Annotated in this window: 29 protein-coding genes; 12 read left to right on the top strand and 17 right to left on the bottom strand. The window is 72.6% G+C overall.

Going from position 1 to position 26,445, the window contains the following annotated elements; translation table 11 throughout:
• Window positions 1-32: 32 nt before the first annotated feature.
• The 5 genes from AC07C1_RS04585 to AC07C1_RS04565 all read right to left on the bottom strand — a co-directional run bounded on the left by AC07C1_RS04585 (window position 33) and on the right by AC07C1_RS04565 (window position 4,691).
• Window positions 33-803: a DUF4142 domain-containing protein gene (locus tag AC07C1_RS04585; RefSeq protein WP_478936875.1), complete on the bottom strand. Its 771-nt coding sequence runs from the start codon at window positions 801-803 to the stop codon at window positions 33-35.
• A 260-nt stretch (window positions 804-1,063) separates the two neighbouring features.
• Window positions 1,064-2,479, bottom strand: coding sequence for an MbnB/TglH/ChrH family RiPP precursor modification enzyme (locus AC07C1_RS04580; protein ID WP_478936874.1), 1,416 nt, complete (start codon window positions 2,477-2,479; stop codon window positions 1,064-1,066).
• Between the two features lie 124 nt (window positions 2,480-2,603).
• A complete protein-coding gene (locus tag AC07C1_RS04575) occupies window positions 2,604-3,212 on the bottom strand; it encodes a TIGR03086 family metal-binding protein (RefSeq protein ID WP_478936873.1) in 609 nt (202 codons plus the stop codon).
• Window positions 3,213-3,283: 71 nt separating this feature from the next.
• Window positions 3,284-3,922, bottom strand: coding sequence for a TetR/AcrR family transcriptional regulator (locus AC07C1_RS04570; protein ID WP_478936872.1), 639 nt, complete (start codon window positions 3,920-3,922; stop codon window positions 3,284-3,286).
• Between the two features lie 10 nt (window positions 3,923-3,932).
• Complete coding sequence (locus tag AC07C1_RS04565; RefSeq protein ID WP_478936871.1) at window positions 3,933-4,691, bottom strand: peptidyl-tRNA hydrolase; 759 nt, start codon at window positions 4,689-4,691, stop codon at window positions 3,933-3,935.
• Between the two features lie 80 nt (window positions 4,692-4,771).
• Here AC07C1_RS04565 and AC07C1_RS04560 point away from each other — a divergent pair, with 80 nt between their 5' ends.
• From AC07C1_RS04560 to AC07C1_RS04550, 3 genes are read left to right on the top strand one after another with little or no spacing between them, the layout of a single operon-like run.
• Complete coding sequence (locus tag AC07C1_RS04560) at window positions 4,772-5,212, top strand: DUF6086 family protein (RefSeq protein ID WP_478936870.1); 441 nt, start codon at window positions 4,772-4,774, stop codon at window positions 5,210-5,212.
• Between the two features lie 15 nt (window positions 5,213-5,227).
• Window positions 5,228-6,091 carry an ABC transporter ATP-binding protein gene (locus AC07C1_RS04555; protein ID WP_478937227.1) on the top strand — a complete coding sequence of 288 codons (864 nt, stop codon included), beginning with the start codon at window positions 5,228-5,230 and terminating at the stop codon, window positions 6,089-6,091.
• Window positions 6,088-6,759 (top strand): ABC transporter, encoded by a 672-nt coding sequence (locus AC07C1_RS04550; RefSeq protein ID WP_478936869.1) that lies wholly within the window; start codon window positions 6,088-6,090, stop codon window positions 6,757-6,759. The genes AC07C1_RS04555 and AC07C1_RS04550 overlap by 4 nt, the downstream gene beginning before the upstream one ends.
• Before the next feature lie 31 nt (window positions 6,760-6,790).
• Here AC07C1_RS04550 and AC07C1_RS04545 read toward each other — a convergent pair whose 3' ends face one another.
• The 9 genes from AC07C1_RS04545 to zapE form a co-directional block, all read right to left on the bottom strand.
• Window positions 6,791-6,973: a hypothetical protein gene (locus tag AC07C1_RS04545; protein ID WP_478936868.1), complete on the bottom strand. Its 183-nt coding sequence runs from the start codon at window positions 6,971-6,973 to the stop codon at window positions 6,791-6,793.
• 18 nt (window positions 6,974-6,991) lie between these two features.
• Window positions 6,992-7,840 carry a polysaccharide deacetylase family protein gene (locus AC07C1_RS04540; protein ID WP_478936867.1) on the bottom strand — a complete coding sequence of 283 codons (849 nt, stop codon included), beginning with the start codon at window positions 7,838-7,840 and terminating at the stop codon, window positions 6,992-6,994.
• Between the two features lie 93 nt (window positions 7,841-7,933).
• Complete coding sequence (locus tag AC07C1_RS04535; protein ID WP_478936866.1) at window positions 7,934-9,457, bottom strand: FAD-dependent oxidoreductase; 1,524 nt, start codon at window positions 9,455-9,457, stop codon at window positions 7,934-7,936.
• A gap of 28 nt (window positions 9,458-9,485) precedes the next feature.
• Complete coding sequence (locus AC07C1_RS04530) at window positions 9,486-10,343, bottom strand: PPK2 family polyphosphate kinase (protein WP_478936865.1); 858 nt, start codon at window positions 10,341-10,343, stop codon at window positions 9,486-9,488.
• Window positions 10,344-10,585: 242 nt separating this feature from the next.
• The gene (locus AC07C1_RS04525; protein ID WP_478936863.1) at window positions 10,586-11,452 is read right to left on the bottom strand and encodes a slipin family protein; all 867 of its coding nucleotides are present in this window, start codon (window positions 11,450-11,452) and stop codon (window positions 10,586-10,588) included.
• Between the two features lie 185 nt (window positions 11,453-11,637).
• Window positions 11,638-13,152, bottom strand: a complete 1,515-nt coding sequence (locus tag AC07C1_RS04520; protein ID WP_478936862.1) for a SulP family inorganic anion transporter — start codon at window positions 13,150-13,152, stop codon at window positions 11,638-11,640.
• Window positions 13,153-13,160: 8 nt separating this feature from the next.
• On the bottom strand, window positions 13,161-13,739 hold the full coding sequence (locus AC07C1_RS04515) for a carbonic anhydrase (RefSeq protein ID WP_478936861.1): 579 nt from the start codon (window positions 13,737-13,739) through the stop codon (window positions 13,161-13,163).
• A gap of 91 nt (window positions 13,740-13,830) precedes the next feature.
• Window positions 13,831-14,226, bottom strand: a complete 396-nt coding sequence (locus tag AC07C1_RS04510) for a hypothetical protein (RefSeq protein WP_478936860.1) — start codon at window positions 14,224-14,226, stop codon at window positions 13,831-13,833.
• Between the two features lie 197 nt (window positions 14,227-14,423).
• Entirely contained in the window at window positions 14,424-15,527 is a 1,104-nt protein-coding gene (zapE, locus tag AC07C1_RS04505; RefSeq protein ID WP_478936859.1) for a cell division protein ZapE, read from the bottom strand.
• Window positions 15,528-15,564: 37 nt separating this feature from the next.
• On the opposite strand from zapE, the gene AC07C1_RS04500 reads away from it, so the two are divergent.
• The 9 genes from AC07C1_RS04500 to AC07C1_RS04460 all read left to right on the top strand — a co-directional run bounded on the left by AC07C1_RS04500 (window position 15,565) and on the right by AC07C1_RS04460 (window position 24,179).
• Window positions 15,565-16,401, top strand: coding sequence for a pyrimidine reductase family protein (locus tag AC07C1_RS04500; RefSeq protein WP_478936857.1), 837 nt, complete (start codon window positions 15,565-15,567; stop codon window positions 16,399-16,401).
• A gap of 155 nt (window positions 16,402-16,556) precedes the next feature.
• Window positions 16,557-17,030: an indole-3-glycerol phosphate synthase gene (locus AC07C1_RS04495; RefSeq protein ID WP_478936856.1), complete on the top strand. Its 474-nt coding sequence runs from the start codon at window positions 16,557-16,559 to the stop codon at window positions 17,028-17,030.
• Window positions 17,031-17,211: 181 nt separating this feature from the next.
• Window positions 17,212-18,603, top strand: coding sequence for a UDP-N-acetylmuramate--L-alanine ligase (gene murC / locus AC07C1_RS04490; protein WP_478936855.1), 1,392 nt, complete (start codon window positions 17,212-17,214; stop codon window positions 18,601-18,603).
• Between the two features lie 14 nt (window positions 18,604-18,617).
• The gene (msrB, locus tag AC07C1_RS04485; protein ID WP_478936854.1) at window positions 18,618-19,025 is read left to right on the top strand and encodes a peptide-methionine (R)-S-oxide reductase MsrB; all 408 of its coding nucleotides are present in this window, start codon (window positions 18,618-18,620) and stop codon (window positions 19,023-19,025) included.
• A 105-nt stretch (window positions 19,026-19,130) separates the two neighbouring features.
• Complete coding sequence (locus tag AC07C1_RS04480; RefSeq protein ID WP_478936852.1) at window positions 19,131-20,411, top strand: PP2C family protein-serine/threonine phosphatase; 1,281 nt, start codon at window positions 19,131-19,133, stop codon at window positions 20,409-20,411.
• Between the two features lie 180 nt (window positions 20,412-20,591).
• Complete coding sequence (locus AC07C1_RS04475; protein ID WP_478936850.1) at window positions 20,592-21,722, top strand: ABC transporter ATP-binding protein; 1,131 nt, start codon at window positions 20,592-20,594, stop codon at window positions 21,720-21,722.
• A complete protein-coding gene (locus AC07C1_RS04470) occupies window positions 21,719-22,372 on the top strand; it encodes an ABC transporter permease (RefSeq protein WP_478936849.1) in 654 nt (217 codons plus the stop codon). Before AC07C1_RS04475 ends, AC07C1_RS04470 begins: the two co-directional genes overlap by 4 nt.
• On the top strand, window positions 22,369-23,037 hold the full coding sequence (locus AC07C1_RS04465; protein WP_478936848.1) for an ABC transporter permease: 669 nt from the start codon (window positions 22,369-22,371) through the stop codon (window positions 23,035-23,037). Before AC07C1_RS04470 ends, AC07C1_RS04465 begins: the two co-directional genes overlap by 4 nt.
• A 185-nt stretch (window positions 23,038-23,222) precedes the next feature.
• A complete protein-coding gene (locus AC07C1_RS04460) occupies window positions 23,223-24,179 on the top strand; it encodes an ABC transporter substrate-binding protein (RefSeq protein ID WP_478936847.1) in 957 nt (318 codons plus the stop codon).
• A 178-nt stretch (window positions 24,180-24,357) separates the two neighbouring features.
• Here AC07C1_RS04460 and AC07C1_RS04455 read toward each other — a convergent pair whose 3' ends face one another.
• The 3 genes from AC07C1_RS04455 to AC07C1_RS04445 all read right to left on the bottom strand — a co-directional run bounded on the left by AC07C1_RS04455 (window position 24,358) and on the right by AC07C1_RS04445 (window position 26,140).
• Window positions 24,358-24,813, bottom strand: a complete 456-nt coding sequence (locus tag AC07C1_RS04455; RefSeq protein ID WP_478936846.1) for a tellurite resistance TerB family protein — start codon at window positions 24,811-24,813, stop codon at window positions 24,358-24,360.
• A 161-nt stretch (window positions 24,814-24,974) separates the two neighbouring features.
• A complete protein-coding gene (locus tag AC07C1_RS04450; protein ID WP_478936845.1) occupies window positions 24,975-25,448 on the bottom strand; it encodes a DUF6114 domain-containing protein in 474 nt (157 codons plus the stop codon).
• Window positions 25,442-26,140 (bottom strand): DUF6230 family protein, encoded by a 699-nt coding sequence (locus AC07C1_RS04445; RefSeq protein ID WP_478937226.1) that lies wholly within the window; start codon window positions 26,138-26,140, stop codon window positions 25,442-25,444. The genes AC07C1_RS04450 and AC07C1_RS04445 overlap by 7 nt, the downstream gene beginning before the upstream one ends.
• Window positions 26,141-26,445: the final 305 nt, after the last annotated feature.

The following is a 26,445-nucleotide window of genomic DNA, read 5'->3' as shown; positions in this document are numbered from 1 at the left end:
GCCGGTATGTGACGTTCCGTTTTCCGTGCAGGTCAGGGGCCGGTCGTCTGCGGCGGCGCACTGGTGGTGGCGGGCGGCAGGGCGTACGTCTCACCCGGCGAGGGCGCCACCGGGACCGCCGCGCTCGGGTCGACCGCCGACGGCGACGGCACGGGCGTGGCCGAGGCGGCCAGGTCCCGGGAGAGCGCGGCGAAATCGACGTATCCCGTCGCCTCCAGGATCCTGATGTGGTCCAGGACGGTCGTGTTGGCGTCGTCGGCGAGGTCGCGGACCAGGGAGTTCTGGGTGCCGGCCCGGACCTCGGCGACCAGGGAGAACACACGGCCGTGTGCCAGCCGGAGGATGCCGGCGAACCGGCGGTCGAAGTCCTGCCCCCGCGCCGGTTCCAGGGCGGCCAGCCACTGCTTCTGCTGCTCGTTGGGTTCGTTGGGCAGGGGGACGCCGAGCTGGGTGGCGACGGTCCGTACGTGCGCGTCGAGGGAGGTGTGCCCGTCGACGAGGTGCTGCCCCGCGGCGCGGACGGCGGGCGTGGTCCCCTTCCGCTCCGCCAGCTGCCCGGCGGGCAGCTCCCACAGACCCGCCAGCCGTACCTTGGTGATGAAGTCCCGGTCCTGCGCGGACAGCGGGCCGTACGGGGTGGTGACGGTGTGCGCGCTCAGCACGCTCGCACCGGTCGCCCCCTGCCGGTCCGCGTACGACCAGAGCGGGAACAGCAGCGCCGCGGTCGTGGCCGCGAGGCCGGTGATGACGAGCCCGGTGCCGCTGAATATGCCTCGGCCCTTGATCGGGGGTCGCGGTCGCATGGCGCCTCCTGTACGGCACCGCACACCAGGGTTGCTTGAGGGTGGGTGGGTGCGGCTTGGCATATTACTGCGGCGGCGGGGTCGGCCTGGTACGGCGCTGTCGAGCTGGGGGGCGTCCGCCGGCTGCGGGCCTGCGCTGCGGCTGCGGGTGCGTCGTGGTTTCTCGCGCAGTTCCCCGCGCCACTGGGGGGCTGTGGTGCCGTCGGCCTTGTGGCACCGTCGCTGCGGACAGGCAGGCGAAACCTGTCCCGGGCGCCCTCTCACCCTCTGCGCAGCAGTACCTTCCGGGCCGTCCGGGCCACCCGCGCCGCCGGCTTCCGTGACCTCGGCGCCGGGCCCGCGCGGTCCAGCCACCACTCACGGAGGTCCCGGCGGGCCCCCGCGTCCTCCGGCAGCCCAGCACTCAGCACGTGTCCGGCGAAGTCCAGCGCGTCCTGGCGGTACCCGCCGGTCATCGGCCGCTTCCGCGCGTACTCCAGGAACGCCGGCCGATACCCCGTGCCCAGGATCACCGGCAGCTCGGGTGCCACCTTTGCCACCACGTCCGCCCGCTTCGCCGCGAGCGCCCGTGCCTGCACCCCCATCCGCGCCCGGTCGAACCCCTCCGGCACCGGCGTCCCGGCCACCAGCGCCGAGAGCACCGCGGCCTCGGCGACCCCGAGCCGCTCCCGAGCCGTCTCGCGGGCGCGGACGCCGTCCAGGGGCCGTGCCATGACACCCCCGGCCCCCACACCACCGGCGCCGGTACCCGTACGTCGGCCCACTCCACCGTCACCGACCACGGCTGCCGTGCGCCGGCCCCCCGCCACGGCGTGGGTCGCAGCCGCGGCCATCCCCGCGGACGCTCGCGTGTAGCCCTTTCTCAGTGCCTCGCGGATCGTGGTCAGCTCGCGTTCCAGTTCGGCCGGTTCCGGGAAGTTCTCGTCTCGTTCCAGCAGGACACCGGGTGGGGTGGTCCGGGAGGCGAGGTCGGTCAGGACGGCGAGGACCGCGGGCGGGACGGGGTGTGCGTGGCTGTCGTGCCAGACGCCGTCCCGTTCGAAGCCGCCCGCGACATGGACGTAGGCGATCGCCTCCAGCGGCAGCGCGGCCAGCGCCTGCGCCGGGTCCTCACCTCGGTTGACGTGGTTGGTGTGCAGGTTGGCCACGTCGATGAGCAGCCGTACGCCGGTCCGCTCGACCAGCTCGGACAGGAACTCCCCCTCGGTCAGCTCCTCACCCGGCCATGAGAACAGCGCGGCGATGTTCTCCAGGGCCAACGGAACCGGCAGCGCGTCCTGGGCGATGCGGACGTTCTCGCACAGCACCTCCAGCGCGTCCCGGGTGCGCGGCACGGGCAGCAGGTGCCCGGCCTCCAGCGGCGGGGAGGCGGTGAGCGCGCCGCCCGCCCGGACGAACGCGATGTGCTCGGTGACCAGTGGGGCGCCGAGCGCCTCCACCCGCTCGGCGAGCGCCGTCAGCCGGCCCTCGTCGGGGCGGTCCGCGCCGCCGAGGCCGAGGGAGACGCCGTGCGGGATCACCGTCACGCCGCGCTCGCGCAGCCGCAGCAGCGATTCGGGGAGGTGGCCCGGGCAGATGTTCTCCGCCACGACCTCCACCCAGTCGATGCCCGGCATACGCTCCACGGCGTCCGCGATCTCCGGCCGCCAGCCGATCCCCGTGCCCAGTCGCCGCATGGCGTTTCCCCCCGTGCTCGTGCGTCGAGTGACGGGGGTATGGCCCCGGCGGGCGGCCCCGAACCCCCTCGGTGGCGCGTTCAGAGCAACATTTGAGGTTCCGGCCCGGGCGGTCGGTGGCCCGTCACCGCGGTACGGGCCACCGCTCCGGTGCGCGGCCCAGCAGGCGCAGCGCCTCCTCCAGGGGGCCGGACCCGGCCGGTACCTGCCGGGCGGGGGCGAAGGCGAAACCCGGGCCCCGGCGGTCGGGGTCGGCAGGCACCTGCCGGGCCACGGCGAGCGCGGCGCCGCGGACGTGGTCCGGCAGTTCCACACCGACACCGAGGGCGGCGGCGACATCCCAGGCGTGCACCACGTAGTCGATGAAGTGGAAGCCGATCGCCCGGCCGCCGGGGAAGCCGCCGCCCAGCTCCGGCAGCGCGAACCGCCGTTCCGGCGCACCCGGCTCGGCGAACGCGGCGAGTACGGCGGTGGCGGCCGACCGGTGCACCCGGGCGGGGTCGGCCATGTCCTCCGGCTCCCGCCAGTACGCCGCCTCCTGCCCCGCGCCGCGCGCCGCCGCGGCGAACCCGAGATGCTGTGCGGTCATGTGGGCGACGAGCCGGCGCAGGTCCCACCCCGCGCAGGGTGTGTCCCGCTCCCAGTCCGTCTCCTCGGCCAGTTCCACCACCCGCACGGCCTCGTACACGGCGACCCGGTCGAGTTCGATGATGTCCGTTCCGGTCAGAGTCATGCGCCCGAGCATAAAACTGAGCGAACGATCGTGCTAATTTTTTTTCAGCACCCTCTCAAGGGCTCGCCGGGTCAGGGGAGTTGGAGCGGCTGCAGGCGGTCCGTCGCCACGCTCCGCAGTCGCGCCGTGATCCCCGCCCGCGCCCTGCGGTACGCCGTCTCCTCCTCGTGCAGGACGGACAGGGCGTTCGCCGTCTCCAGCAACGCCAATAGCTCGAAGGCGAGTTGGGGGACATCCGTGTCGGCGCGCAGTTCACCCGCAGTACGGGCCTCGTCGATCGTGCGCTCCACGTGCGCCGACCAGTCGCGCTGCGCGCGGACCACGGCGTCGTGCACGGGTCCCGTCCGCGCGTCGAACTCCGCCATCGCCCCGTAGAAGAAGCAGCCGCCCGGGAACACCCGGCCCCGCGAGTACTCCAGCCACAGCTCGCACAGCCGCCACACCCGCCCGGCCCCGGCCGGGGTCTCGGCGGCGGGCCGGATCACCCGCTCGGTGAAGATGCGTGCCGCCTCCCGCACGGTGGCCAGCTGCAGCTCCTGCTTGGAGCCGAAGAGAGCGAACACCCCGCTCTTGCTCAGCTCCAGCTCGGCGGCGAGCCGGCCCACGGTGAGCGCCTCCAGGCCCTCGACCGATGCGATGTCCACCGTGCGGCGCAGCACCAGCCGGCGCGTGCGGTTGCCCCGTTCGACCCGGCCGTCGACCCGCGTCATGCCCGTCCTCCTAGCGAAGCGCCGGATGATCGGCGACGACCGTGCAGGAACCCGGCGCGATCTCCGTGAACCCGGCGTCCCGTACCAGCGGCAGCCCGCTGCCGGTCAGCCGGCTCCAGTCGGCGGGGTCGGCGGTGCGGACGGAGAGCGGGTAGCCGGTGTCGCGCCAGGCGGTGCGCTCGGCGCCGGACAGCGCCCACCAGGCGAGCTGGGCGCCGTGTCCGGCCTGGGCCATCGTCTTGCCGGCCGACATCTCCAGCTCCGGGCTCAGCCACAGCACGGGTTCGGCGGTGTCGGCCGCGACGGGCGGCTCCGGGTCGTCCAGCTCGGTGCCCGACACCTGGAGCCTGGCCAGGTCCTTGGGCCAGCCGTCCAGCGGGACCGGCGGAAAGACCCGGACCTCCGCGGACTTGCCGGTCACCGTGATCCCGGGCAGCGCCTCGGCACGCCGCCACTCGGCACCCCGCGCCCGGCGGACGACCTTCCGGATCCGCGCGTCCTCCCAGTTCCGCACGGACTCGGCCCACTCGCCGTCCCCGTGTGCCCGTGCGTCGCCGAGCAGGAGCAGTACGGCCCGGGCGGCCGTCTCCAGCGCGTCGGTACGGGCGGGCGGCGCGCTCCGCTCGATCCGTACGACGAGGGGCAGCACGAACTGCGGGGCCTCGTCGCGGGGCGCGCGCTCGGCCTGGAAGGGACTGTCACCGGAGGCTGGAACATGGCTCACGACAGCCCACCCTACGAAGCCGCGGACCTGCCGATCAACGCGCATGCCCCGCGCGGGGAATTCCGGCGACCGCGAGCAACCCGCTGGCTCCGCTCACCCTCTTGATCAACCGAAGGGGGACAGGGATGAGTCAGTACTTCGACATCGGTGACGAGACGCTGTGGAATCCGTCCAACGGAGCCGCGCGGCTCTTCCTGCGGCAGGTGGCGGTCTTCGAGGCGGAGCTGGGGCTGCCCTCGGGCTTCGGGCCCATGGAGAACGACGAGTGCCGGATCGATCCGGTCGCCTTCGGCGCCTTCGTCCAGGCCCTCCTCGCGCGACACCGCCGCACGAGCCACACGATCCTGCTGGCCCTGTCCGAGGGCTTCGTCGCCACCGTGCTGGTCCTCGCCCAGCGCGCCGGCGTCGAGGTCGACCGGGCACGGCTGGAAGTCTCCCCGGACGGCCCGCTGTCCGACATCCAGGTCTCGCCCCGCGCCGGGCTGTCCACCCCCGCCGAAGGCGGAGCATGGTCGGCGGCGCTGTGGGCGCGGGCGGCCGAGCTGAACCGGGGAATGGCACGCTGAACCACCATGACCCCCATCCACCGTGACCTGCGCCTGACCGCCGTAGGCCGTCGCCACGGCCTCCGCGGCCCCTGGGTGTTACGAGGCGTCGACCTGACCCTCGCCCCCGGCACCCTCACCCGTGTGGAAGGAGCGAACGGCACGGGCAAGTCCACCCTGCTCCGGCTCCTGGCCCGCCTCGACGCGCCCACCGAGGGCCGCATCACCGGGCGGCCCCGCACGGCGTACGTGCCGGAGCGGTTCCCCTCCGCCCTGCCTTTCACGGCCGTCGGTTATCTGACCCACCTCGGCACCGTCCACGGTCTGTCCCGGGCGGCCGCCGCCCGGGCCGCGGACACCTGGCTGGAGCGGTTCGGCGCGGGCGCGTACGGCGGCACGCCGATGGCACGGCTGTCCAAGGGCAGCAGCCAGAAGGTCGCCGTCGCCCAGGCCCTGCTCGGCGAACCGGAGCTGCTGGTCCTGGACGAGGCGTGGACCGGCCTCGACGCGGCCGCGCGGGCCGAGCTGGAGCGGGCGGTGGCCGAGCGGACCGCCGCCGGGGGCGCCGTGGTGTTCGTCGACCACGATCCGCGCCGCCTCGCCGGGGCGCCGGACACGACGTACACCGTGCTAGACGGTGGCCTGAAGCGCCTTACCGGAAGCGGGAGTTCACCGGGCGGCCCGCTCACCCTCGTCACCGTGCAGGGACCGCCCGGCGGGCAGCTGCCGCCGGACGCGGCACGGACCGGCGCCTCCGTGGAGGAGACCACCCCCGGCACCTTCCGGCTCGCCGTCACCGCCTCGCACTCCGACGTCCTCCTGCGCGCCCTGCTCACCGCCCACCCGCCCTGGCACGTGGTGAGGGTGGCCCCACCCCCCGACCCCGGGAACCGCCCATGACCGCGCTCATGCGCTACCAGGCCGCCCTGCTCCTGCGCTCCCAGCGCTGGCTGCCACCGGTGATCCTGTACGCCGTGTTCCTGGGGATCGGCGTGCAGAGCGGCCAGCCGGTCCTCGACTCGCTCGGCTACACGGCCGCCGCCCTGCTGCCGGTGGCCGCCTGGCTGGTGCGGATCTGTGTCACGACCGAGCCGCCCGCGGCCCGTGCCTGCGTCGCCGCCGCGCGCGGACCCGTCCGGGCGCACCTCGCCTGTCTGCTGACGGCGCTGCTCGCCTCGGCGCTGCTGGGTGTGGCCGCGACCCTGGTGGTGACGTTGATCAGCGATCCGGCGAGCAACGGCCACCGGATCCACGTGCCCCCGTTCCGGTCGGCCGCGGCCGGGCTGCCGGCCGCGCTGGCCTGCGCGCTGCTCGGCACGGCCGTCGGCGCGCTCACCAACCGGCCGGTACTGCGCTCCACCGGCCGCGCGGTTCCCGCGATGCTGCTGGGCGCGCTCCTGTCGGTGGTGCTCGCGGGTTCCCCGGCGCAGGCCGCGGTGAGCGGCCTGGTCACGGGTTCGCAGACCGGCCGGGCCCCGGTGCCGCTGCTGCCCCTGGCCGGGGCGGCCCTGCTCGCGGCCGGGGCCTTCGCCCTGGCCGCCCGGCTCACCGCCCGCCGGTCACCCTGAGCAGCCCCGTCCCTGCGCAGGCGCCCGCCGGTCACCCCGAGCAGGCGGTGCGCTGGGCCTCCTGCCATTCGCAGACGGAGCAGAGAGTGATGCCCTTGTACGACTCCGGGTACTCCGTCGGCTCCCGGCACAGCACGCACTGGGCGTACGGCGGCCCGGCGGCCTTCGGGGGCCTGGCGGCGTCGATGATCGTGCAGTAATCCTCGTCGCTCATGCTCCCAGCGTAGGACGCTCAGCGATGTCCGCCGGTCTCGCCGATCAGCTCGGAGACCTTCACGAACCGGTACCCGCGCTTGCGCAGCTCCGGTACGACCGTGCGGACGACCCGCTCGGTCGTCGGGGCGGCGCTGCGGGTGCAGTGCATGACGACCACCGAGCCGGGCTTCACCCCGTCCAGCACCTGCCGGGCCACCGCGTCGGCGTCCGTGGCGAACGCGTCACCGCTGACCACGTCCCACTGCACGGCGGTCACCCCGAGCCCGTTGATCGCGCGCAGCGCCTGCTGGTCGTAACAGCCGCCCGGGAAGCGGAAGTACGGCAGCGGTCTCGGCACGCCGGCCTTGCGCAGGGAGGCGTACGCCCGCTCGACGTCCGCCCGCATCCGGTCCGCCCCGACGGTCGGCAGGCCGTAGCAGTCGTCGGTGAACGCGTAGTGGCTCCAGGAGTGGTTGGCGACCTCGAACTGCGGGTCGTGGCCGAGGCTGCGGGCCTCGGCCGGGTACTGGTCGGCCCAGCGGCCGGTCATGAAGACGGTCGCCGGGACCTTCAGTGCGCGCAGGGTGCCGATGAGGTCCGGGTTGTCGAAGTGCTCGCCGGAGGCCGCTCGGGGCCCCTGGTCGGCGGTCATGTCGGCGTCGAAGGTCAGCGCGACGGTCCTGCCCCTCGTGCGCGGACCGTGCTCGAAGACCGGGGTCAGACCGCCCGGGCCCGGCGCCAGTACGGGCGGCCGCGCGGCGGACGGGGAGGCGGAGGCGGGGGTCCTGGCCGGGTGGGAGGTGCCCGTGGGGCCCGCGGTACCGCAGGCGGCGAGAGCCGCGCCCAGGGCGCAGACGGCGGTGATACGGCGTGCTAGTGGGATCACCGTACGAACGTAGGACTGTATGTTCGTTTGTATGGTGATATACCCCGTGGCGCGGCGGTACGGTCACCCGCGCGGCGGGCGGCCCCTCGTGGGTCACTCGAGGTCGCGCTGCTCCAGCGGCCGGACCGCCGGGCCCTGGATCACCTTGCCGTCGACGCCGAAGCGCGAGCCGTGGCAGGGGCACTCCCAGGCGCGCTCGGCCCGGTTGAACGCGACCAGGCAGCCGAGGTGGGTGCAGCGGGCCGACACGGCGTGCAGGGCGCCCTCGTCGTCGCGGTGCACGGCGAGCCGCTCGCCGCCGGCCCGGACCACCGCCCCGTCGCCGGGCGCCAGGTCGTCCACGGCGGCCGGCGGCTTCAGCCGGTCGCCGACGAAGTGCCGGGCCACCTCCGCCTGCGTCTTCAGCAGCGACGGCGCCTCGCGCACCACCGACTTCAGCCGGCGCGGGTCGTACAGCTCGCGCCACGCGCAGTCGCGGCCGGTGATCAGGGCGGTCAGCAGCAGCCCGGCCATGATGCCGCCGCTCAGCCCCCAGCCGCCGAAGCCCGTGGCCACGTAGGTGTGCCGGGCGCCCGGGTGGAAGGGGCCCACCAGCGGGACGGTGTCGGTGGACTCGTTGTCCTGCGTGGCCCAGGCGTGGTTGAGGGTGACCCCGGGAAAGTGCTCCTCGGCCCAGGCGGCGAGCCGCTCGAAACCGGCCCGCGGATCACCGGTGCCGGGCGTGAAGTGCTCCCCGGTGACGACCAGCAGCCGCTGCCCGTCCGCGCCGTACGGCGCGGTGCGCACCGAGCGGGTGTTCTCCTCGGGGGTGATGTACATGCCCGCCGGGTCCGGGCCGTCCCGCAGCGGACCCGCGACGACCAGTTCCCGGCGCGGGGAGAGCCGGGCGAACAGCAGGGCCCGGTCGAACACCGGATAGTGGGTGGCGACCACGACGTCCCGTGCGGTCACCGTGGTCCCCGCCTCGGTCGTCAGCCGGCACGGCTCGCCCTCCGTCAGACCGACCACCCGCGTCTCCTCGTACACCTGCCCGCCGCGCGCGATCAGGTCGGCGGTGAGCGCCCGCAGGTACTTGACCGGGTGGAACTGCGCCTGCCCGGTCACCCGGACCGCACCCGCCACCGGGAACGGCAGCCCGGTCTCCGTCGTGAACGCGGCCGGCAGCCCCGCCGCCCGCGCGGCCTCCGCCTCGGCCCGTAGCTCGTCCACGCGCTCCCGGTCATGGACGTAGGTGTACGCGTCCCGCGTCTCCCACTCGCAGTCGATGCCCAACTCGGCCACCAGCGTCGCCGCGTGCTCGATCGCCTCCGACTGCGAACGGGCGTACAGCCGGGCCCCTTCGAGCCCGCGGGTGCGCCGTAGCCGGTCGTAGACGAGGGTGTGCTGCGCGGTCAGTTTGGCGGTGGTGTAGCCGGTGACCCCGGCCGCGACCCGCCCGGCCTCCAGCACCGCCACCCGCCGCCCGGCCCGGGCCAGCTCGTGGGCGGTGCTGAGGCCGGCGATGCCCGCGCCGACGACCGCCACGTCGACGTCGAGGTCCCCCGGCAGTGGGGGGTGGGACGGCCCGGGGGCGGTCCGCAGCCAGTACGAATCGGTGACCTTCCGCTGCTCGCGCATGACCGCCGGGTACCCCGCCCGGCACGGGTCACGTCTGCTTCAGCAGCCGCTCCCGGCACTCGGCCACGTCGAAGTCGCCCGTCGGGTACTGCGGGTCGAGGGCCTTCAGATGCTCCAGCAGCAGCCGGCTGACCGCCCAGTTCCGGTACCACTTGCGGTCCGCCGGGACCACGTACCAGGGCGCGTGCGGGGCGGCGCAGTGCTCCAGCGCCAGCTCGTACGCCTCCTGGTAGGCGGGCCACAGGGCACGCTCGTCGATGTCGCCGGGCTCGAACTTCCAGTGCTTGTGGGGGCGGTCGAGGCGGCGCAGCAGACGGCGCTTCTGCTCCTCGTAGGAGATGTGCAGGAAGCACTTGACGAGGGTCACCCCGTCGGCGGCCAGGTCCCGCTCGAAATCGTTGATCAGGCCGTAACGGCTGCCGATCTCGGCGGGCCGGGCGAGATGCCGGACGCGGGCGATGAGGACGTCCTCGTAGTGGGAGCGGTCGAAGATGCCGATCTCGCCGGGCTCGGGCAGAGCCCGCCGCACCCGCCAGAGGAAGTCGTGCGCGCGTTCCTCCTCGGTGGGTGCCTTGAAGGCCTTGATACGGCAGCCGGACGGGTTGAACTGGCCGATGACGTGCTTGACCGTGCCGCCCTTGCCGCTGGTGTCCATGCCCTGCAGCACCAGCAGCACCCGGCGCCGGTCGCCCGCGGTGCCCGCCGCCCACAGCCGCTCCTGCAGCCCGGCCAGGCGCTTGCCCATCCGGGCGGTGTCCGCGAGCCCGGCCTTCTTGCCCTCCGGGGCGCCGGGCGTGGCCCGGGTGTCGTACGCGGCCAGACCGATCCGCTCGCCGAGCGGGAGGCGCAGCGCCTCCCGGAGGTCCTTGTCGCTCCTCTTCGCCACGGGCGCCCCTTTCCGTCCGGACCGTCCCTCGATGGTGCGCCGCGCGCCCGTGCCCGCGCCAGCCGGCGTTCACGACGCACCCGGCCGGACGCGGACGCCCCGTCGGGGTCGGCGGGACGTCACGGTGGGACGCGAGGGCCTCCTGAGCACCGGTGCAGATGTCGCCAGCCACACCGGACCCGGAAGGCCCTCACCTGTTCAAGCAGCCAGCAGCGTGCCACCAACGTCCCGGGACAGCACACCTAGCCCGAGCGTGCTCCTGCGCCACCGTTCGGCGCGGGCTGCTCGGCGCGCGTTTCCGGCAGCGCGGCGGGGCCCCGCTGCCCGCTGTCACCGCTCGGCGCGTGCGGTTGCGGGCCCCTTTCCAGGAAGTGCAGCAGCTCCACCGGGATGGGCAGGACCAGCGTGGAGTTCTTCTCGGCCGCCACCGCCATCACCGTCTGCAGGAGCCGCAGTTGGAGCGCGGTCGGGGTGTCGGCCATCTGCTGGGCGGCCTCCGCGAGCTTCTTGGAGGCCTGCAGTTCGGCGTCGGCGTTGATGATCCGGGCCCGGCGCTCCCGGTCGGCCTCGGCCTGGCGGGCCATCGACCGCTTCATCGTGTCCGGCAGGGACACGTCCTTGATCTCCACCCGGTCCACCTGGATGCCCCAGCCGATGGCCGGGCTGTCGAGCATCAGCTCCAGGCCCTGGTTGAGCTTCTCGCGGCTGGAGAGCAGGTCGTCCAGGTCGCTCTTGCCGATGATCGACCGCAGGGACGTCTGCGCCATCTGCGAGACCGCGAACCGGTAGTCCTCGACCTTCACCAGGGCGCTCGCCGCGTCGACCACCCGGAAGTAGACGACCGCGTCCACGCGGACGGTGACGTTGTCGCGGGTGATGCCCTCCTGCGCCGGAATCGGCAGTGTGACGATCTGCATGTTGACCTTGTGCAGGCGGTCCACGAACGGGATCACCAGGGTCAGGCCCGGTGGTCGTACGTCACCCGCGAGCCGGCCGAGCCGGAACAGCACCCCTCGTTCGTACTGCTTCACCACCCGTGCGGCCATCGCGAGGTAGACGACGCCGAGGGAGCCCACCACGGCGAGGGCGCCCAGCAGAGTCTGGAGCATGATGACCTCCTCACTCGAAGGTCTGTTCTGTCCGCTGCTGCAACGATATGCCCGGGTCGGGGCGGAAGCCATGGGCCGGTGGCGACAAGCCACTGGCCGGCTCAGCGGAACGCAAGGCTCCCGGGACGGGAAGGGGCGGGCCCGGCGTCCGCTCCCGGTCGGTGGGAGCGGACGCCGGGCCGGTGTCAGGCCGCCGTCGCCTTCGCCGGCTCGCTCCGCCTCCCGGCCGGGACCGTGAGCCGCACCGGCTCGGTGCCGGCCGCGCTGTGGCGTTCGGCCCAGTTCCCCAGGGCCGTGCGGCAGGCGTGGTCGAGGTGGTGCAGCCCGGAGAGGTCGAGGCGGACCGGGCGGTCCTGGGGGAGGGACTCCAGGCTGTCCAGGATCTTCGGCAGCCGCAGGAAGGTCGCGTTGCCCGAGAGGTGGGCCTCGACCGGGCCCGCGCCCTTGTCGACGACGTCCAGGCGGACGTGCGAGGCCTCCCAGGCCGTCTTGACCACCGCCAGCGCCAGACCGATCAGCACGCCCTCGAACATGCTGACCGCCACGATGGAGACGGCGGTGACGGACAGGATCAGTGCCTCGCCCCGGTTCTCGCGCCACAGCCCGGCCAGTGCCCGGACCGGCACCAGTTTGGCGCCCGAGTAGATCAGGACGCCGGCGAGCGCCGGGATCGGGATGCAGGCGAGCGCACCGGGCAGCAGCGCGGCGAACAGCAGCAGCCACACGCCGTGCAGGACCCGGGAGGCCTTGGTCCGGGCACCCGCCTGGACGTTGGCCGCGCTGCGGACGATCACCGCGGTCATCGGCAGCGCGCCCAGCAGCCCGCACAGCGTGTTGCCGGCGCCCTGGGCGACGAGTTCCCGGTCGTACTCGGTGCGTGGCCCGGAATGCAGCCGGTCCACGGCGGCCGCGCTGAACAGTGACTCGGCGGACGCGATGAGGGTGAAGGCGACGACCGTGCCGAGGGCGCCGACGCCGGCCAGTTCGCCGAAGGCGCTCAGCGGCGGCGGCTGGATCGAGCCCAGCAGGCCCCGCACCTCTACGGTGGCCACCGGCAGGCTCAGCGCGAACGCGGCCACCGTGGCGAGCCCGGCCGCGGCCAGCGGACCGGGCACGGTACGCAGCTTCGCCGGGGCGTGCTTCCACAGGAGCAGCACCGCGATCGTGCCCGCGCACACCGCGAGCGAGGCCGGCGCCTTTCCGTCGCCGAGGGCGTCCAGGAAGGCGCCGGGCAGCCCGGTGATCTTGCCCAGGCCGGAGTCCGGGGCCTTGGCCGCCAGCGCCGGATACAGCTGGCCGGCGATGAGGACCAGACCGATTCCGGCCAGCATGCCCTCGACCACGGAGACCGAGATGGCGCGGAAGTAGCGGCCCAGCCGCAGAGCGCCCATGGTCACCTGGAGCAGGCCGGCGGCGAGCACGAGCGCGCCGAGCGCCGGCAGGCCGAACTCCTTGACCGCCTCGAAGACGAGCACGGTCATACCGGCCGCCGGCCCGGACACCTGCAGGCTGCTGCCGCGCATCAGCCCGGTGACGATGCCACCCACGATGCCGGTGACCAGGCCGAGCTCGGCCGGAACCCCGGAGGCGACGGCCACCCCCACGCAGAGCGGGAGGGCGACCAGGAAGACGACGAGGGAGGCGGCGAAGTCCTGCTTGAGATGAGGGAAACGGGATATGAGGGTGCGGTTGCTGGTCATCGGCGCGCTCACAGGGCCTCGAAGGTGTCGGTCTGCGGGCGGTGCGTCCGTACGGCGCCGGTGTGCACCTCGTAGTACCAGGCGTGCAGGTCCAGCCGGCCCGCCGCCAGCTTCCGCTCGACGCACGGGTACGAGCGCAGCCGCAGCAGCTGGGTCAGGACGTGGCTCTGGACGCCCTCGGCGACCTCCGGGTCCTCGGCCGCGCCGGCCGGGCGCGGGGTGGCGTGCGCCAGCCAGTCGCGCACCGCGGGCACGGCGGTCAGGTCGTCGCCGCGCACCAGCGCGCCGACGGCGCCGCAGTGCGAGTGGCCGCAGACGACGATGTCGCGGACGCCGAGCACCTCCACGGCGTACTCGATGGTGGCGGCCTCGCTGGTGGGGTGCTGCGAGGCGTGGGGCGGGACGATGTTGCCCGCGGTGCGCAGCTCGAACAGCTGGCCGGGGCGGGCGCCCGTGATCAGGGCCGGGACGACCCGGGAGTCGGAGCAGGTGATGAAGAGAACCTGCGGGGACTGGCCTTCGGCGAGCTTGGCGAACTCCTCAGGGCGCTGTCCGAAGGTACGGGCGTTGTCGATGAGGGGCTGCATATATGTGGGTTCCTCCTGGCGCGCCGCACCGGCGCGTCGGGCTTGAACGACGTGTTGTGGGGTGTGTGGTGGGGGATGGAGCGGCCGGAACTCAGCAGCGGAAGACCTGAAGCGCTGCCGGGGTGTGGGTCGCGCGGGCTCTCGAGGAGCGGGGCCGCGGGATGCCGGAGGCGTCGGGCGAGCCCGCCCGGGCCGCCCGGCCGGGTATGAGCGGGTGCTCCTGCGCCCAGCCGGAGGCCGAGCCGCGCTGCCGGTCGCGTACGTGCGGGATGCCCACGGGCTCACCGGAGCGGCTCGGGTCTCGGAGTGTCTCCGCCCGGTCGTGCGGCGCCTTCGCCGATGGGGTGGTTCCGGGCTCGGCCTCGGCCTGCGCCTGACCGACCGTGTGCACAGGTGCGAAGGTCCGCGTGGGGGTGCCGAGCGGGAGCGCTAGCAGCGCCAGGGCGAGCAGGGTGAGCAGGACGCGGGCTGTCGTGTCTCGCACCATGCGTCCCCCTTCGCCGCGTTCACATCTCTTGTGCGCACCAAGCATTGGTCAATGGATGGTCAAGAAACACGTTAACCCCGCAGAGTCCTTTGCAGGGTCAACCGCGCGTTACACGCGCAAGAGAGCGTGAAAAGTGCGGGTGCCGTGGCTGGAACCCGCCCTTGACCGGCCGGGGCCGGATCGACTGATGGCGCCGATCAGGAGCCGACGAGTCCCTTCGCGTCCCGGGCCAGCGCGGTGAGCCGGGATATCGCGCGGAAGTACTTCTTGCGGTAGCCGCCGTTCAGCATCTCCTCGCTGAACAGCTTGTCGAACGGCAGTCCCGAGGCCAGCACCGGGACCTCACGGTCGTAGAGCCGGTCCGCGAGCACCACCAGCCGAAGCGCCGTCGACTGGTCCGGGACCGGCTGCACGCCGGTGAGGCACACCGCCTTCAGCCCGTCGGTCAGCGCGCCGTACCGGCTCGGGTGCACCTTGGCCAGGTGCTCCAGCAGGTGCGGGAAGTCGTCCAGCGAGGCACCCTCGGTGGCGTACGCCGCCTTGGTCACCTCTTCGTCGGTGAACGGCGCCGGCGCCTCGGGCAGACCACGGTGGCGGTAGTCCTCGCCGTCGATGCGCAGGGCGCGGAAGTGGGCCGACAGCCCCTGGATCTCACGCAGGAAGTCGGCGGCGGCGAACCGGCCCTCGCCCAGCTTGCCGGGCAGCGTGTTGGAGGTGGCGGCGAGCGCCACGCCCGCCTCGACCAGCTTGCCGAGCAGTGTCGACACGAGAACCGTGTCGCCGGGGTCGTCCAGCTCGAACTCGTCGATGCACAGCAGGCGGTGACCGCTGAGCGTCTGCACGGTCTGCTGGAAGCCGAGCGCGCCGACCAGATTGGTCAGCTCCACGAAGGTGCCGAACGCCTTGAGCGCGGGCTCGGCCGGCGTGGCGTGCCAGAGGGAGGCGAGCAGGTGGGTCTTGCCGACGCCGTAGCCGCCGTCCAGGTACACCCCGCGCGGGCCGGCCGGGGTCTTCGGCGCCCTGCCCCTGGCGAACCCGAAGAAGCCGCGCTTGCCGGCGCCGGAGGCGTGCGCCCCGCCGAGCCCGGCCGCGAAGCCCTCCAGCACCCGGACGGCCTCGGTCTGGCTGGGCTGGTTCGGGTCCGGGATGTAGGTGGCGAAGCGGACCGAGTCGAAGCGCGGCGGCGGCACCATCTCCGCAACCAGCCGGTCGGCGGGGACGCGCGGCTCGCGGGCGCACAGGGAGACGGGGCCCGCGTCGGTCAGGGGGCTGGATCCGGGGGCGGAGGTGGAGGAGGACACGATCACCCATGCTAAGCGCCGTGTCACACTGCACGACATGCGACGCCTGTTCCCTGTGACCGACGAGACAGCAGCCCAGGCCTTCGCCGGGGGCGCGGAGACCTCCGACGGCGGTGCCGAGGGTGCCGTGGGGGCCGGACAGGCCCGGGAGTGGAGCCTCGCCGAGCTGGCCGCCGCCTATGCCTATCCCGAGCCCGCGCCGGGCGCCCCGCGGCCGTGGCTGCGGGCCAACATGGTCTCCTCCCTCGACGGCGCCGCCCAGCACGAGGGGCACTCCCAGCCCATCTCCAGCGCCGCCGACATGCGCATCTTCGGCACGCTGCGCGCGCTCGCGGACGTGATCGTGGTGGGCGCGGAAACGGTACGGCAGGAGGGGTACCGCCCGGCGAAGGCGCGGGGCGAGTTCGCCGGCGCCCGGGAGACCGCGGGGCAGGGGCCGGCCCCCGCGATCGCCGTCGTCACGGCGAGCCTGGAGCTGGACTTCTCCCTGCCCCTGTTCACCTCGCCCCTGGTCCCCACCCTCGTCCTCACGGGTGCCGCCGCGGCCCCCGACCGGGTCGCCGCCGCCGAACGGGCCGGTGCCCGCGTGGTGATCGCCGGTGAGGGGATGGGCGTCGAGCCCGCGCGCGCGGTACGCGCCCTCGCCGACCTCGGCCACACCCGGCTGCTCACCGAGGGCGGGCCCCGGCTGCTCGGCCAGCTGATCGCCGCGGAGGTGCTGGACGAGCTGTGCCTGACGGTCTCGCCGATGCTCACCGCGGGGGACGCGCAGCGGATCGCCGGTGGTCCGTCGGTCGTCGTTCCGCGCCGGTTCGGCCTCGTGTCCCTCCTCGAGGAGGACGGATTTCTGTTCGGTCGTTACCGTCGGTCCTGAGATTGGCGGAATGTGCCATTCCGGTTGGCTTCCGGCGGGCAGACTTAGTCCGGCAGTACCCGTGCGATCACGGGGAAGGATGGTTTCCGCAGGGCCTGGTCGGGCCCCCGCAGGACAGAGGGCCCAGCGGGCCCTCGAAGGAGAAGAGGCGCCTGGTGTTCACAAGCGTTCTGATGATCGAGAAGGCCCTGACGTCCGCCGACGTGGAGTTCGTCACCACCTTGCACGGGGACGAGCCGGTCTCCTTCCACGTGCTGCTCCAGCCGCGCGGCGACCAGGCGGACCGTCTGCTGCGGGCCATCGACGACATCGCGCTCGGCGAACTCGACGAGGCCGTCCGCGAACGGGAGGTCCCCGAGGGCGACGAGGCGAGGAGCGTCGCGCAGCAGGCCCTCGACGTGTCGCTCCAGGCGTTGCGCACGGCGGGGAGCCAGGCGCAGGGGAGGCTGGTCGAGGACCACCCGTTGGACGCGCTGAAGGCGCTGGTGGCCGAGGCGGGCGCCGATGAGGTGATCGTGCTGACCGATCCGCACTACGTGGAGGAGTTCTTCCATCGGGACTGGGCCTCACGGGCCAGGCACAAGGTCGGTGTGCCGGTGCTGAAGCTGTTCTCGCACAGCAAGGCGTAGTCGCGGCCAGGCGTAGTCGCCGCAGGGGGCGCGGGCGCTCAGCGGGTTTCCGGTCCGCCGGGGTTTCTCGCGCGGTTCCCCGTGCCCCTGGCCGGCCGGCCCGCGCCTCCTGCGAGGGACCCGGCGTCCGAGCACATAGGCTAGGCCTGATCCAGCTCGTACCGTCTCTGGGGAGAAACGCATGGCACCCGGCCTTCCTACCGCCATGGACCGACCGCACTTCATCGGCATCGGCGGCGCCGGGATGTCGGGCATCGCCAAGATCCTCGCGCAGCGCGGGGCCACGGTGGCGGGGAGCGACGCCAAGGACTCGGCGACCGCTCAGGCGCTGCGGGCGCTCGGCGCGACCGTGCACATCGGGCACGCCGCAGAGCACCTCGCCGACGACGCGAGCTGTGTCGTCGTGTCGTCGGCGATCCGCGAGGACAACCCGGAGCTGGCCCGCGCCGCCGAGCTGGGCATCCCGGTGGTGCACCGCTCCGACGCCCTCGCCGCGCTCATGGAGGGGCTGCGCCCGATCGCCGTGGCCGGTACGCACGGCAAGACCACCACCACCTCGATGCTGGCGGTCTCCCTCGGCGAGCTGGGCCTGAAGCCGTCGTACGCGATCGGCGGCGACCTGGACGCGCCCGGCTCCAACGCGCTCCACGGCGAGGGCGACATCTTCGTCGCCGAGGCCGACGAATCGGACCGCAGCTTCCACAAGTACGCGCCCGAGGTCGCCATCGTCCTCAACGTCGAGCTGGACCACCACGCCAACTACGCCTCGATGGACGAGATCTACGAGTCCTTCGAGACGTTCGTCGACCGCGTCACCGAGGGCGGCACGCTCGTCGTCTCCGCCGACCAGGACGGGGCGCGCGAACTCACCCGGCGTGTCTCGGCCCGCGAGGTGCGGGTGGTGACGTACGGAGCGGCGCAGGACGCCGACGTACGGGTCCTCTCCGTCGTGGCCCAGGGCCTCAAGAGCGAGGTGACGGTCCTCCTCGACGGACGCGAACTCACCTTCACGGTCTCCGTCCCCGGCCGCCACTACGCCCTGAACGCCGTCGCCGCGCTCGCCGCCGGTGCCGCCCTCGGCATCCCGGCCGCCGAGCTGGCCCCGGCGCTGGCCGCGTACACCGGCGTGAAGCGCCGGCTGCAGCTGAAGGGCGAGGCGGCGGGCGTCCAGGTGATCGACTCCTACGCCCACCACCCGACCGAGATGACCGCCGACCTGGAGGCCATGCGCGCCGCTGCCGGCGACTCCCGCATCCTCGTCGTCTTCCAGCCGCACCTGTTCTCCCGCACCCAGGAGCTGGGCAAGGAGATGGGCCGGTCGCTGGCGCTCGCGGACGCCTCGGTCGTGCTCGACATCTACCCGGCCCGTGAGGACCCGATCCCCGGTGTGACCAGCGAGCTGATCATCGAGGCCGCGCGGGCGGCGGGGGCCGACGTGAGCGCCGTGCACGACAAGGCGGAGATCCCCGCGGTGATCGCGGGAATGGCGAAGCCCGGTGATCTCGTTCTCACCATGGGCGCGGGTGACGTGACCGACCTGGGCCCGCAGATCCTGGACCGCCTGTCGCAGTAAAGGGGCTGAGGCTCATGTCGTACGACGTCGAGAAGCCGGACGAGCAGTGGCGCGCGGAGCTGACTCCGGCGGAGTACGCCGTGCTGCGCCAGGCCGGCACCGAGCCGGCCTTCACCGGTGAGTACACGGACACCAAGGCCGAGGGCGTCTACTCCTGTCGTGCCTGCGGCGCCGAACTGTTCACCTCGGACACCAAGTTCGAGTCGCACTGCGGCTGGCCGTCCTTCTACGACCCGAAGGACACCGACGCGGTGGAGCTGGTCGTGGACCGTTCCCACGGCATGGTCCGGACCGAGGTGCGGTGCGCCCGCTGCGGATCCCATCTCGGGCACGTGTTCGAGGGTGAGGGGTATCCGACCCCGACCGACCAGCGGTACTGCATCAACTCCGTCTCGCTGCGGCTGGCCCCTGCCGAGGATTGACCGGGACCGGTGCCGCCCGGGACCAAGTGGGACCGGTGGGGCCAGGGGGCCGATGTGGCCGATGCCCCGGTTCCTCCGGTTTGAGACCCTGTGACGGTGTGGGGTGTGGCGCGCTGGATCCAGTTCCGCCGCAGGTCCGTGCCCGTCGCCGGTGACCGCCGTGCGGACGGTGGCACCGGGCGGGCGGCGACGGAGCCGGCAGCGCGCATGAGTGTGCTGCGGGCGGCCCTGGCCGGGATCGGCACCACGCTGGACGAGGCCACGACCTGCGCCGAGCTGACCCGGGCCGCCGTACGGCTGGCCGGCGGAACCGCCGCCGTCATGCGCCGGACCGGGCACACCGTCTCCGGGTACGAGGCGATCACCGGGGACGCCGGTGTGCTGCCCGACACCCGATGGGCCACCGCCGTGGCCCGCGAGGCGGGTGCCGCGGCGGTCGGGGCGAGCCCCGGGCCATGGCGGGAGCGACCGGCCGGCAGCCGGGCCGGGGGCGCCCTGTGTGTGCCGCTGGTCAGCGCGGAGGACGTGTACGGCGTCCTGGTCTGGGCGCGGGACGGGGAGCCGCCGCGCCGTCCGGAGGCCGAGCTGCTCGCCCTGCTCGCCGAGCGCGGGGCCTCTCACATCCGGCACGCCCGCGTCCATGAACACGTCAGCCGTACCGCCGGCGATCTGCAGCGCGCCCTGCTGGCCGAGCCCGGCCGCCCGCACCCCAACCTCGACGTCGCCGTCCGCTACCTCCCGGCCGGCCGGCGCGCCCTGGTCGGCGGCGACTGGTGCGAGACCGTCCGGCTGCACTTCGGGCGGACCCTGCTGGTCGTCGGCGACGTCATGGGCCACGGCCTGGAGGCGGCCGTCGACATGAACGCCTACCGCTCCTCCCTGCGCTACATCGCCTCCGCCGACCTGCCCCCGCACCGGGTACTGCGGCAGATGGACGACATCGCCTCGGGGGAGGCGGAGCGCAGGCCGGCCACCTGCCTGCTCGCCCGCGTCGACCCCGGCCGGGCCCAGATGACGCTGTCCGGCGCCGGCCATCTGCCGCCCGTGCTCATCACCCGGGACGGCGCGGCCACGCTGCTGCCCCTCCCCGTCGGACCGCCGTTGGGCACCGGACTCGGCGGGTACGAGTCGGCCATCCACGCACTGGAGCCGGGCGAGACGCTCGTCCTGTTCACCGACGGGCTCGTGGAACACCGGGGCGAGGACATCGACCGCTCCCTGGCCCGCCTGGCCGCCCTCCGCTTCTGCGGCGACGACGGTGCCGACGTCGACGGCGTCCTGGAGACGATCGTGACCCGGCTGGACGCCCGCCACGCGGAGGACGACGTGGCGGTCCTCGCGGCACGGCCGCACCCGCGCAGGGACGGCGCGCCGCCGGTGGCCTGAGCCGGGCGAAGCACCTCGCTGCTCGCCGCCGACGCCGGGCACGGCGACCGCCGTTCGCACCGTCTCCCGCCAAAACCCTGAAACACTCGCGGACTAGACTCTCCCCGCAACGGCCTGCGCATCGACGACCGTGGCCGATAGCGGGCGGAAATCTGCCAAACCCGAAGGGCATTCGGCGTTTTGATACGGATAGATTCAGTCACGAAGCGGTACCCGGACGGCACGGTCGCGGTCGACCGGCTGTCGCTGGAGATACCGGACCGCGCGATCACCGTCCTCGTCGGACCCTCCGGGTGTGGCAAGACGACGACCCTGCGGATGATCAACCGGATGGTGGATCCCAGCGAGGGCAGCATCCTCCTCGACGGCGAGGACATCCGGCAGCAGCCGGTCAACACCCTGCGCCGCTCCATGGGTTACGTCATCCAGAACGCCGGACTCTTCCAGCACCGCACCATCCTCGACAACATCGCCACCGTCCCCCGCCTGCTCGGCTGGAGCAAGCGGAAGGCGCGGTCCCGGGCTGCGGAGCTGATGGAGCGGGTCGGGCTCGACGCCTCGCTGGCCAAGCGGTACCCGTACCAGCTCTCCGGCGGCCAGCAGCAGCGCGTCGGCGTGGCCCGGGCGCTCGCCGCCGATCCGCCGGTGCTGCTGATGGACGAGCCGTTCTCCGCCGTCGACCCCGTGGTCCGCAAGGGACTGCAGGACGAGCTCCTGCGCATCCAGGACGAGTTGGGCAAGACCATCGTCTTCGTCACGCACGACATCGACGAGGCGATCAAGCTCGGCACGATGGTCGCCGTACTGCGCACCGGCGGCCGGCTCGCCCAGTTCGCCCCGCCCGCCGAACTGCTCAGCGCGCCCGCCGACGCCTTCGTGGAGGACTTCCTCGGCGCCGACCGGGGCATCCGCAGGCTGTCCTTCTTCCCCGCGGCGGGACTCGAGTTGCAGACCGCGCCCGTCGTGGGGATCGACGCGGACGCCGAGAAGCTCTCCTCCCGGGCCACGGCCCCCTATCTCCTCGTCACCGACGTCGACGGCAGGCCGCTCGGCTGGAGCGAGCCGGCACGGCTCACCGCCGGCGCGATCGACCGGGATCGACTCCTCGACCACGGACGCCCGTTCGTACCCGGCACCGACTCGCTGCGCACCGCGCTCGACGGTGCCGTGCTCTCGCCGACCGGATGGGCCGTCGCGGTGGACGGCGAGGGGCGCGTCACCGGCGTCGTCTCCCAGCAGGTCATCGGCGAGGCGATCCGCGCCGCTCACAGCCGGGTCGCGGAGGACTCCGGGCTGAAGGCCGCGCGATGAACGGCTTCTTCGACCTCCCCAGCGACCTCCAGCACAGCTACGCCGGTCTCATCGGCCTCCACCTGCGCGAAGCCCTGCTGCCGGTGCTGGCCGGACTGATCGTCTCCCTGCCGGTCGCCCAGCTGTGCGTACGGTTCCGCTGGATCTATCCGCCCGTCCTCGGCATCACCACCGTGCTCTACTCCATCCCCTCACTGGCCTTCTTCGTCGTGCTCATCGACTATTTCGGGCAGAGCGAGACCACGGTGATGATCCCCCTCGCGCTGTACAGCCTGGTGGTGCTCGTCCCGGCGATCGTCGACGGTGTCCGCTCGGTGCCGCAGGACACCCTCGCCGCCGCCGAGGCCATGGGCTTGGGACCCGTACGCCGTTACTTCCAGGTCCAGTTGCCCATCGCCGTACCCGCGATCATCGCGGGCCTCAGGGTGGCGACCGTGTCGAGCATCTCCCTGGTCAGCGTCGGCATGCTCATCGGCAACCAGGGCGCCCTCGGCAACATGCTCTACGACGCCCAGACCTACCACCGCTCCGCCCTGGCCGTGAACTCGGTCCTCACCATCGGGGCACTGGGCATGCTCGCCGACGGCGTGCTGGTCCTGACCCGCGTCCTCCTCACCCCCTGGATGCCGAGGAAGGGCGCCAACCGGTGAACGTACTGAACTTCGCGCACGCCTTCTTCAGCGACAGCTCCCACTGGCACGGTTACGACGGCATCCCCACCCGGTTCGCCGAGCACATCAGGTTCTCCCTGCAAGCCCTCCTGATCGCCACCGTGATCGGGCTGCCCATCGGCCTGGTCACCGGTCACTACGGCCGTGGCGGCAACGCGCTGGCGCTGATCGCCACCGCCGGCCGGGCCCTGCCCAGCTTCGGCCTGCTGGTGCTGATGTTCATCTGGATCGGGTTCGGCCTGCTGCCGGTGATGATCCCGCTGGTCGTGCTCGCCGTACCGCCGATCCTGGTCACCACCTACGAGGCGATCCGCTCCGTCGACCCGTCCCCGGTGGACGCCGCCCGGGGCATGGGGATGCCCGAGGCGCGCGTGCTGCTCCAGGTGGAGGTGCCCGTCGCGCTCCCGCTCATCCTGAGCGGCCTGCGCACGGCGGCGATCCAGATCGTGTCCACCGCCACCATCGCCGCCTACGTCAGCCTCGGCGGCCTCGGCCGGTACATCATCGACGGTCTCTACCAGCGCAACTTCGAGAAGGTCGTCGGCGGCGCCACCCTGGTCGCCGCACTCGCCCTCGCCACCCTCGCGGTGTTCTGGGCCGCGTCCCGGCTCACCGTGTCGCCGGGGGTGCGCAGGAGCGGCTGACGGGCACTGTCCGGTGCGGGCCGGCGCCGGCTCCAGGACGACAGCAGCGCTTCCCGCACGAGCGCCCAGCGGAGGGTCCCGTACACCGCTGTGTCGTTCCTTGTGTACAGCTGACCGCCAGATCGAGGCCAATCGGTGATCTGAGGCCCTTGACTGACCAAGAAGCGGCTGGATTGGATCAATGCGTGACTTCAACGACCCACATCAGCAGGTTCATCCGGAGGAACCGAGGCGCGGCGGCGGTCGCCCTGGCGGCGGCGACGGCCCTGCTGGCGGGCTGTTCCTCCAACGACAAGGCCGACCCCCTCTCGGGCGACGGCAAGGCGAGCGGCGACAGTGTCGTCGTCGGATCCAACAACTTCCCTGAGAGCACCCTGCTCGCCGACATCTACGGCGAGGCGCTCAAGGCCAAGGGAATCGAGGTCACTTACAAGCCGAACATCGGCAGCCGCGAGACCACCTACGGCCTGCTCAAGAACGGCTCCATCTCGGTCCTGCCCGAGTACAACGGGGCTCTGCTGACCTACCTCGACCCGAAGGCCGCGCCGAAGACGGCGGAAGCCACCACGGCGGCCATCCAGGGCAAGCTGGACGCCAAGCTGACCCTGCTGGAGCCCTCTTCGGCGCAGACCAAGGACTCCGTCACGGTCAACGCGGCCACCGCGAAGAAGTACCACCTCACCGACAAGTCGTCCATCGCCGACCTCAAGGACATCGCCAAGGACCTGGTCATCGGCGCCTCGCCGGAGTTCCAGACCCGGCAGCAGGGCCTGGTGGGCCTCAAGTCCGTCTACGGCCTGGAGTTCCAGTCCTTCAAGGCGCTGGACGCGGGCGGCCCGCTCACCCAGGCGGCGCTGAAGAAGAACGCCGTGCAGGCCGCGGACCTCTTCACCACGGACCCGACCATCTCCAAGGAGAAGTTCGTCGTCCTGCAGGACCCGAAGAACCTCTTCGGCTTCGAGAACGTCCAGCCGCTCGCCTACAAGGGCGCGCTGAACCAGAAGGGCGTCGACGCACTCAACGCGGTCTCCGGCAAGCTGGACACCGCGACCCTGCTGGACCTGGACACTCAGGTGCAGGCGCAGCACAAGGACCCGCTGGACGTCGCCAAGGCCTGGCTGAAGTCCGCCGGTCTCGCCTGACCCCTGCCATCTGGAACGACCGTGGACGGGACGACGTGGGTGCCCCCGGATGCCGGGGGCACCCACGCGGACCGTCCGCTCACCGGGGACGTCACCGCGGCGACCGAACGGCTGCACCGTCTCGCAGAGTTGTGCCCGCGCGCCGGGCCGGGCCGTCGGATCGCGGTCGCTTCTGCGATCAGAGGTCGAACTCGTGCGGCGGCAGGTCGAGCGTGAAGCTCGCCTCACGCACCACCGCCTGCTCGGTCTTGTCGAAGTCACCGTCCGCGCCGCCGATCACGATGCCGATCTGGACGACGGCCCGCGCCTCGGCGGGCTTCTTCTTCGCCTTGGCGATCTCCTGCAGCACACTCACCTTGCCGAAGGCGAAGTCGGCCGTCAGCTTGTTCAGGTTGTCCTCGAAGCGGCGCCGCAGGTCGTCCGCCGGGAAGTTCTGCAACACCTCGTTCGTGGCGATGAGCTGGGCCACCCGCTGCCGCTCCGATGGGTCGACGGTCCCGTCCGCGGCGGCCACGAGCGCGCACATCGCCATGCTCGCGTCGCGGAACGCGCCGCTCTTGAGGTCGTTCTTCTTCGCCACCAACTGGGTCTGCATCTGCGACGCCGACTCCTTGAAGCGGTCCCACAGGGCCATGTGAACTCCTCGTATCCCCGGCCGGGTGCTCCTACAGCACACCGACAGCAACTTCCACAGCACCGTGGAAACTCAGGGGACGGCCGAGAAGTTCCGGGGACCCGGACGGAGTCCCCGGGGCGCAGACGGCACACGAGCCCCGGCCGTCCCCGGCCGCGTCCTCAAGCCACCCTCTCCACCCCGTCCGCCAGGGTCGCCCGCGCCGCCGCCCGCTCGGCCCGCGCCCGCTTCCGGCGTTTGCGGCGGCTGAGGCGGGGCTCCTGCTCCGGGAGCCAGCCGAAGGCGAGGCAGCTTCCGGTGGCGCCGAGGAGGAGGCCGAGGAAGAAGCCGCCCAGGTTGGAGGTGAGCCAGGTGCCCAGGGAGAGCAGGATGCCGGTGACGGAGTAGAAGAGCCGCTGCGAGGGGTTGACGAGGATCAGCAGACCCAGCAGCAGCATCAGCGTCGGCAGCAGGTAGCCGGCCAGGCCCTGCATGCCGATGTGCATCACGACCTTCAGCGAGGCCTTCTCGGTGAGCAGGATCTCGCCGCCGCCCAGGGCGAGCAGCAGCCCGCCCCAGAACGGCCGGCGGGCCCGCCACCCGCGGAAGGCGAGCCGCGGGTTCTGACGTGGACGGCCCGGCACGGTGATCAGCAACCCGAGCCGCTGAACCGTAGCCTGAGACCAGGCAGCTTGAACACACCGGCCGTGGTGGCGTAGTTGGTCTGCCGGAGATTGCCGATGCGCACGGTGTCGGCCTGCTGGCTGAAGACCCCGATCGGGCCCTTCACGCCCGCCTTGGTCAGCGTGCTCGCGTCGTTGCCGATCTCGATGTTGTCGAACGCCGCGTCACCCGACAGCTGGGTGGAGTCGGTGGTCAGATCGGTGGCCGTGACCTTCTGCGCACCGCTGCCCGCCGTGATCAGCAGGTTGGTGCCGCCGAGGTCCACGCTCTGGCACAGCCTGGTGAGTGTGGCGTTCCTGATCGCGGACGTGATCACGAGCACCTGGCCGCCGGTGTCCCCGGCGTTGGGGCTGCCGTCCGCCATGTTGTCGAGTGCGCCGAACTGCTCGAATCCGGTGCCGTTGAGTTCGGTCGCGGTGACGGTGAACGGCATGCCGGAGATCGCGAACTGCACGCCCAGCGCGCCCTGCGCGGTGAGGACCGCGAGGCCGGCGGCGACGAGGGTGGCGGGCACCGCCATGACGGCGGCCCGGCGTGCCCGGACCCGCCCCCGCCTCTCGCCGCCGGTGCTGGTACCGGCGGTGCTCGGTGTGTCGGACGGTGAACCGTTGTCCGGATGCTCGGGGTTGTTGCCGGCGGACGGGACGTCCGGGGACGAGGCCATGTCTGCTCCCATGGGCATGAATCAATGCGGGTTGGGCTTCAGTGGCGCGGTGTCCTGGCGCGGACAGGTGGTTGCCGTGTACGCCTCCTCGCAGTCGCGGCGGATGCAAGGGCTTTCTCATTACGCGGCAGTAGCCTGCGAGGAAGTTACCGCCGGTTACATTGAAGGGTCAAGGGAGATGTGAAAAAAGGGTGTCGGATGTGCGCGGGCCGCACCCGGAGGCGGCAAGTCGCCTTGTCCTCCTTGACGTTGACGGTCAATCAGGTTTACAACTTGCCCTGTTTCCCGGATCCGTGGCGCCGGAT

This window comes from Streptomyces sp. NPDC045022, from assembly GCF_056432605.1.
The sequence above is the reverse complement of the archived record's forward strand: the minus strand, read 5'-3'. Positions and strand labels throughout refer to the sequence as shown.

Bases quoted from the DNA above. Each gene is read 5' to 3' on its own strand.
- AC07C1_RS04545 (WP_478936868.1), bottom strand. From the start codon at position 6,973: ATGAGCGACGAGGATTACTGCACGATCATCGACGCCGCCAGGCCCCCG.
- AC07C1_RS04510 (WP_478936860.1), bottom strand. From the start codon at position 14,226: ATGGTGCGAGACACGACAGCCCGCGTCCTGCTCACCCTGCTCGCCCTG.
- msrB (WP_478936854.1), top strand. From the start codon at position 18,618: ATGTCGTACGACGTCGAGAAGCCGGACGAGCAGTGGCGCGCGGAGCTG.
- AC07C1_RS04520 (WP_478936862.1), bottom strand. From the start codon at position 13,152: ATGACCAGCAACCGCACCCTCATATCCCGTTTCCCTCATCTCAAGCAG.
- AC07C1_RS04455 (WP_478936846.1), bottom strand. From the start codon at position 24,813: ATGGCCCTGTGGGACCGCTTCAAGGAGTCGGCGTCGCAGATGCAGACC.
- AC07C1_RS04500 (WP_478936857.1), top strand. From the start codon at position 15,565: ATGCGACGCCTGTTCCCTGTGACCGACGAGACAGCAGCCCAGGCCTTC.
- AC07C1_RS04580 (WP_478936874.1), bottom strand. From the start codon at position 2,479: ATGCGGCGACTGGGCACGGGGATCGGCTGGCGGCCGGAGATCGCGGAC.
- AC07C1_RS04565 (WP_478936871.1), bottom strand. From the start codon at position 4,691: ATGCGCGTTGATCGGCAGGTCCGCGGCTTCGTAGGGTGGGCTGTCGTG.
- AC07C1_RS04550 (WP_478936869.1), top strand. From the start codon at position 6,088: ATGACCGCGCTCATGCGCTACCAGGCCGCCCTGCTCCTGCGCTCCCAG.
- AC07C1_RS04560 (WP_478936870.1), top strand. From the start codon at position 4,772: ATGAGTCAGTACTTCGACATCGGTGACGAGACGCTGTGGAATCCGTCC.
- AC07C1_RS04575 (WP_478936873.1), bottom strand. From the start codon at position 3,212: ATGACTCTGACCGGAACGGACATCATCGAACTCGACCGGGTCGCCGTG.
- murC (WP_478936855.1), top strand. From the start codon at position 17,212: ATGGCACCCGGCCTTCCTACCGCCATGGACCGACCGCACTTCATCGGC.
- AC07C1_RS04585 (WP_478936875.1), bottom strand. From the start codon at position 803: ATGCGACCGCGACCCCCGATCAAGGGCCGAGGCATATTCAGCGGCACC.
- AC07C1_RS04470 (WP_478936849.1), top strand. From the start codon at position 21,719: ATGAACGGCTTCTTCGACCTCCCCAGCGACCTCCAGCACAGCTACGCC.
- AC07C1_RS04535 (WP_478936866.1), bottom strand. From the start codon at position 9,457: ATGCGCGAGCAGCGGAAGGTCACCGATTCGTACTGGCTGCGGACCGCC.
- AC07C1_RS04570 (WP_478936872.1), bottom strand. From the start codon at position 3,922: ATGACGCGGGTCGACGGCCGGGTCGAACGGGGCAACCGCACGCGCCGG.
- AC07C1_RS04445 (WP_478937226.1), bottom strand. From the start codon at position 26,140: ATGGCCTCGTCCCCGGACGTCCCGTCCGCCGGCAACAACCCCGAGCAT.
- AC07C1_RS04515 (WP_478936861.1), bottom strand. From the start codon at position 13,739: ATGCAGCCCCTCATCGACAACGCCCGTACCTTCGGACAGCGCCCTGAG.
- AC07C1_RS04525 (WP_478936863.1), bottom strand. From the start codon at position 11,452: ATGCTCCAGACTCTGCTGGGCGCCCTCGCCGTGGTGGGCTCCCTCGGC.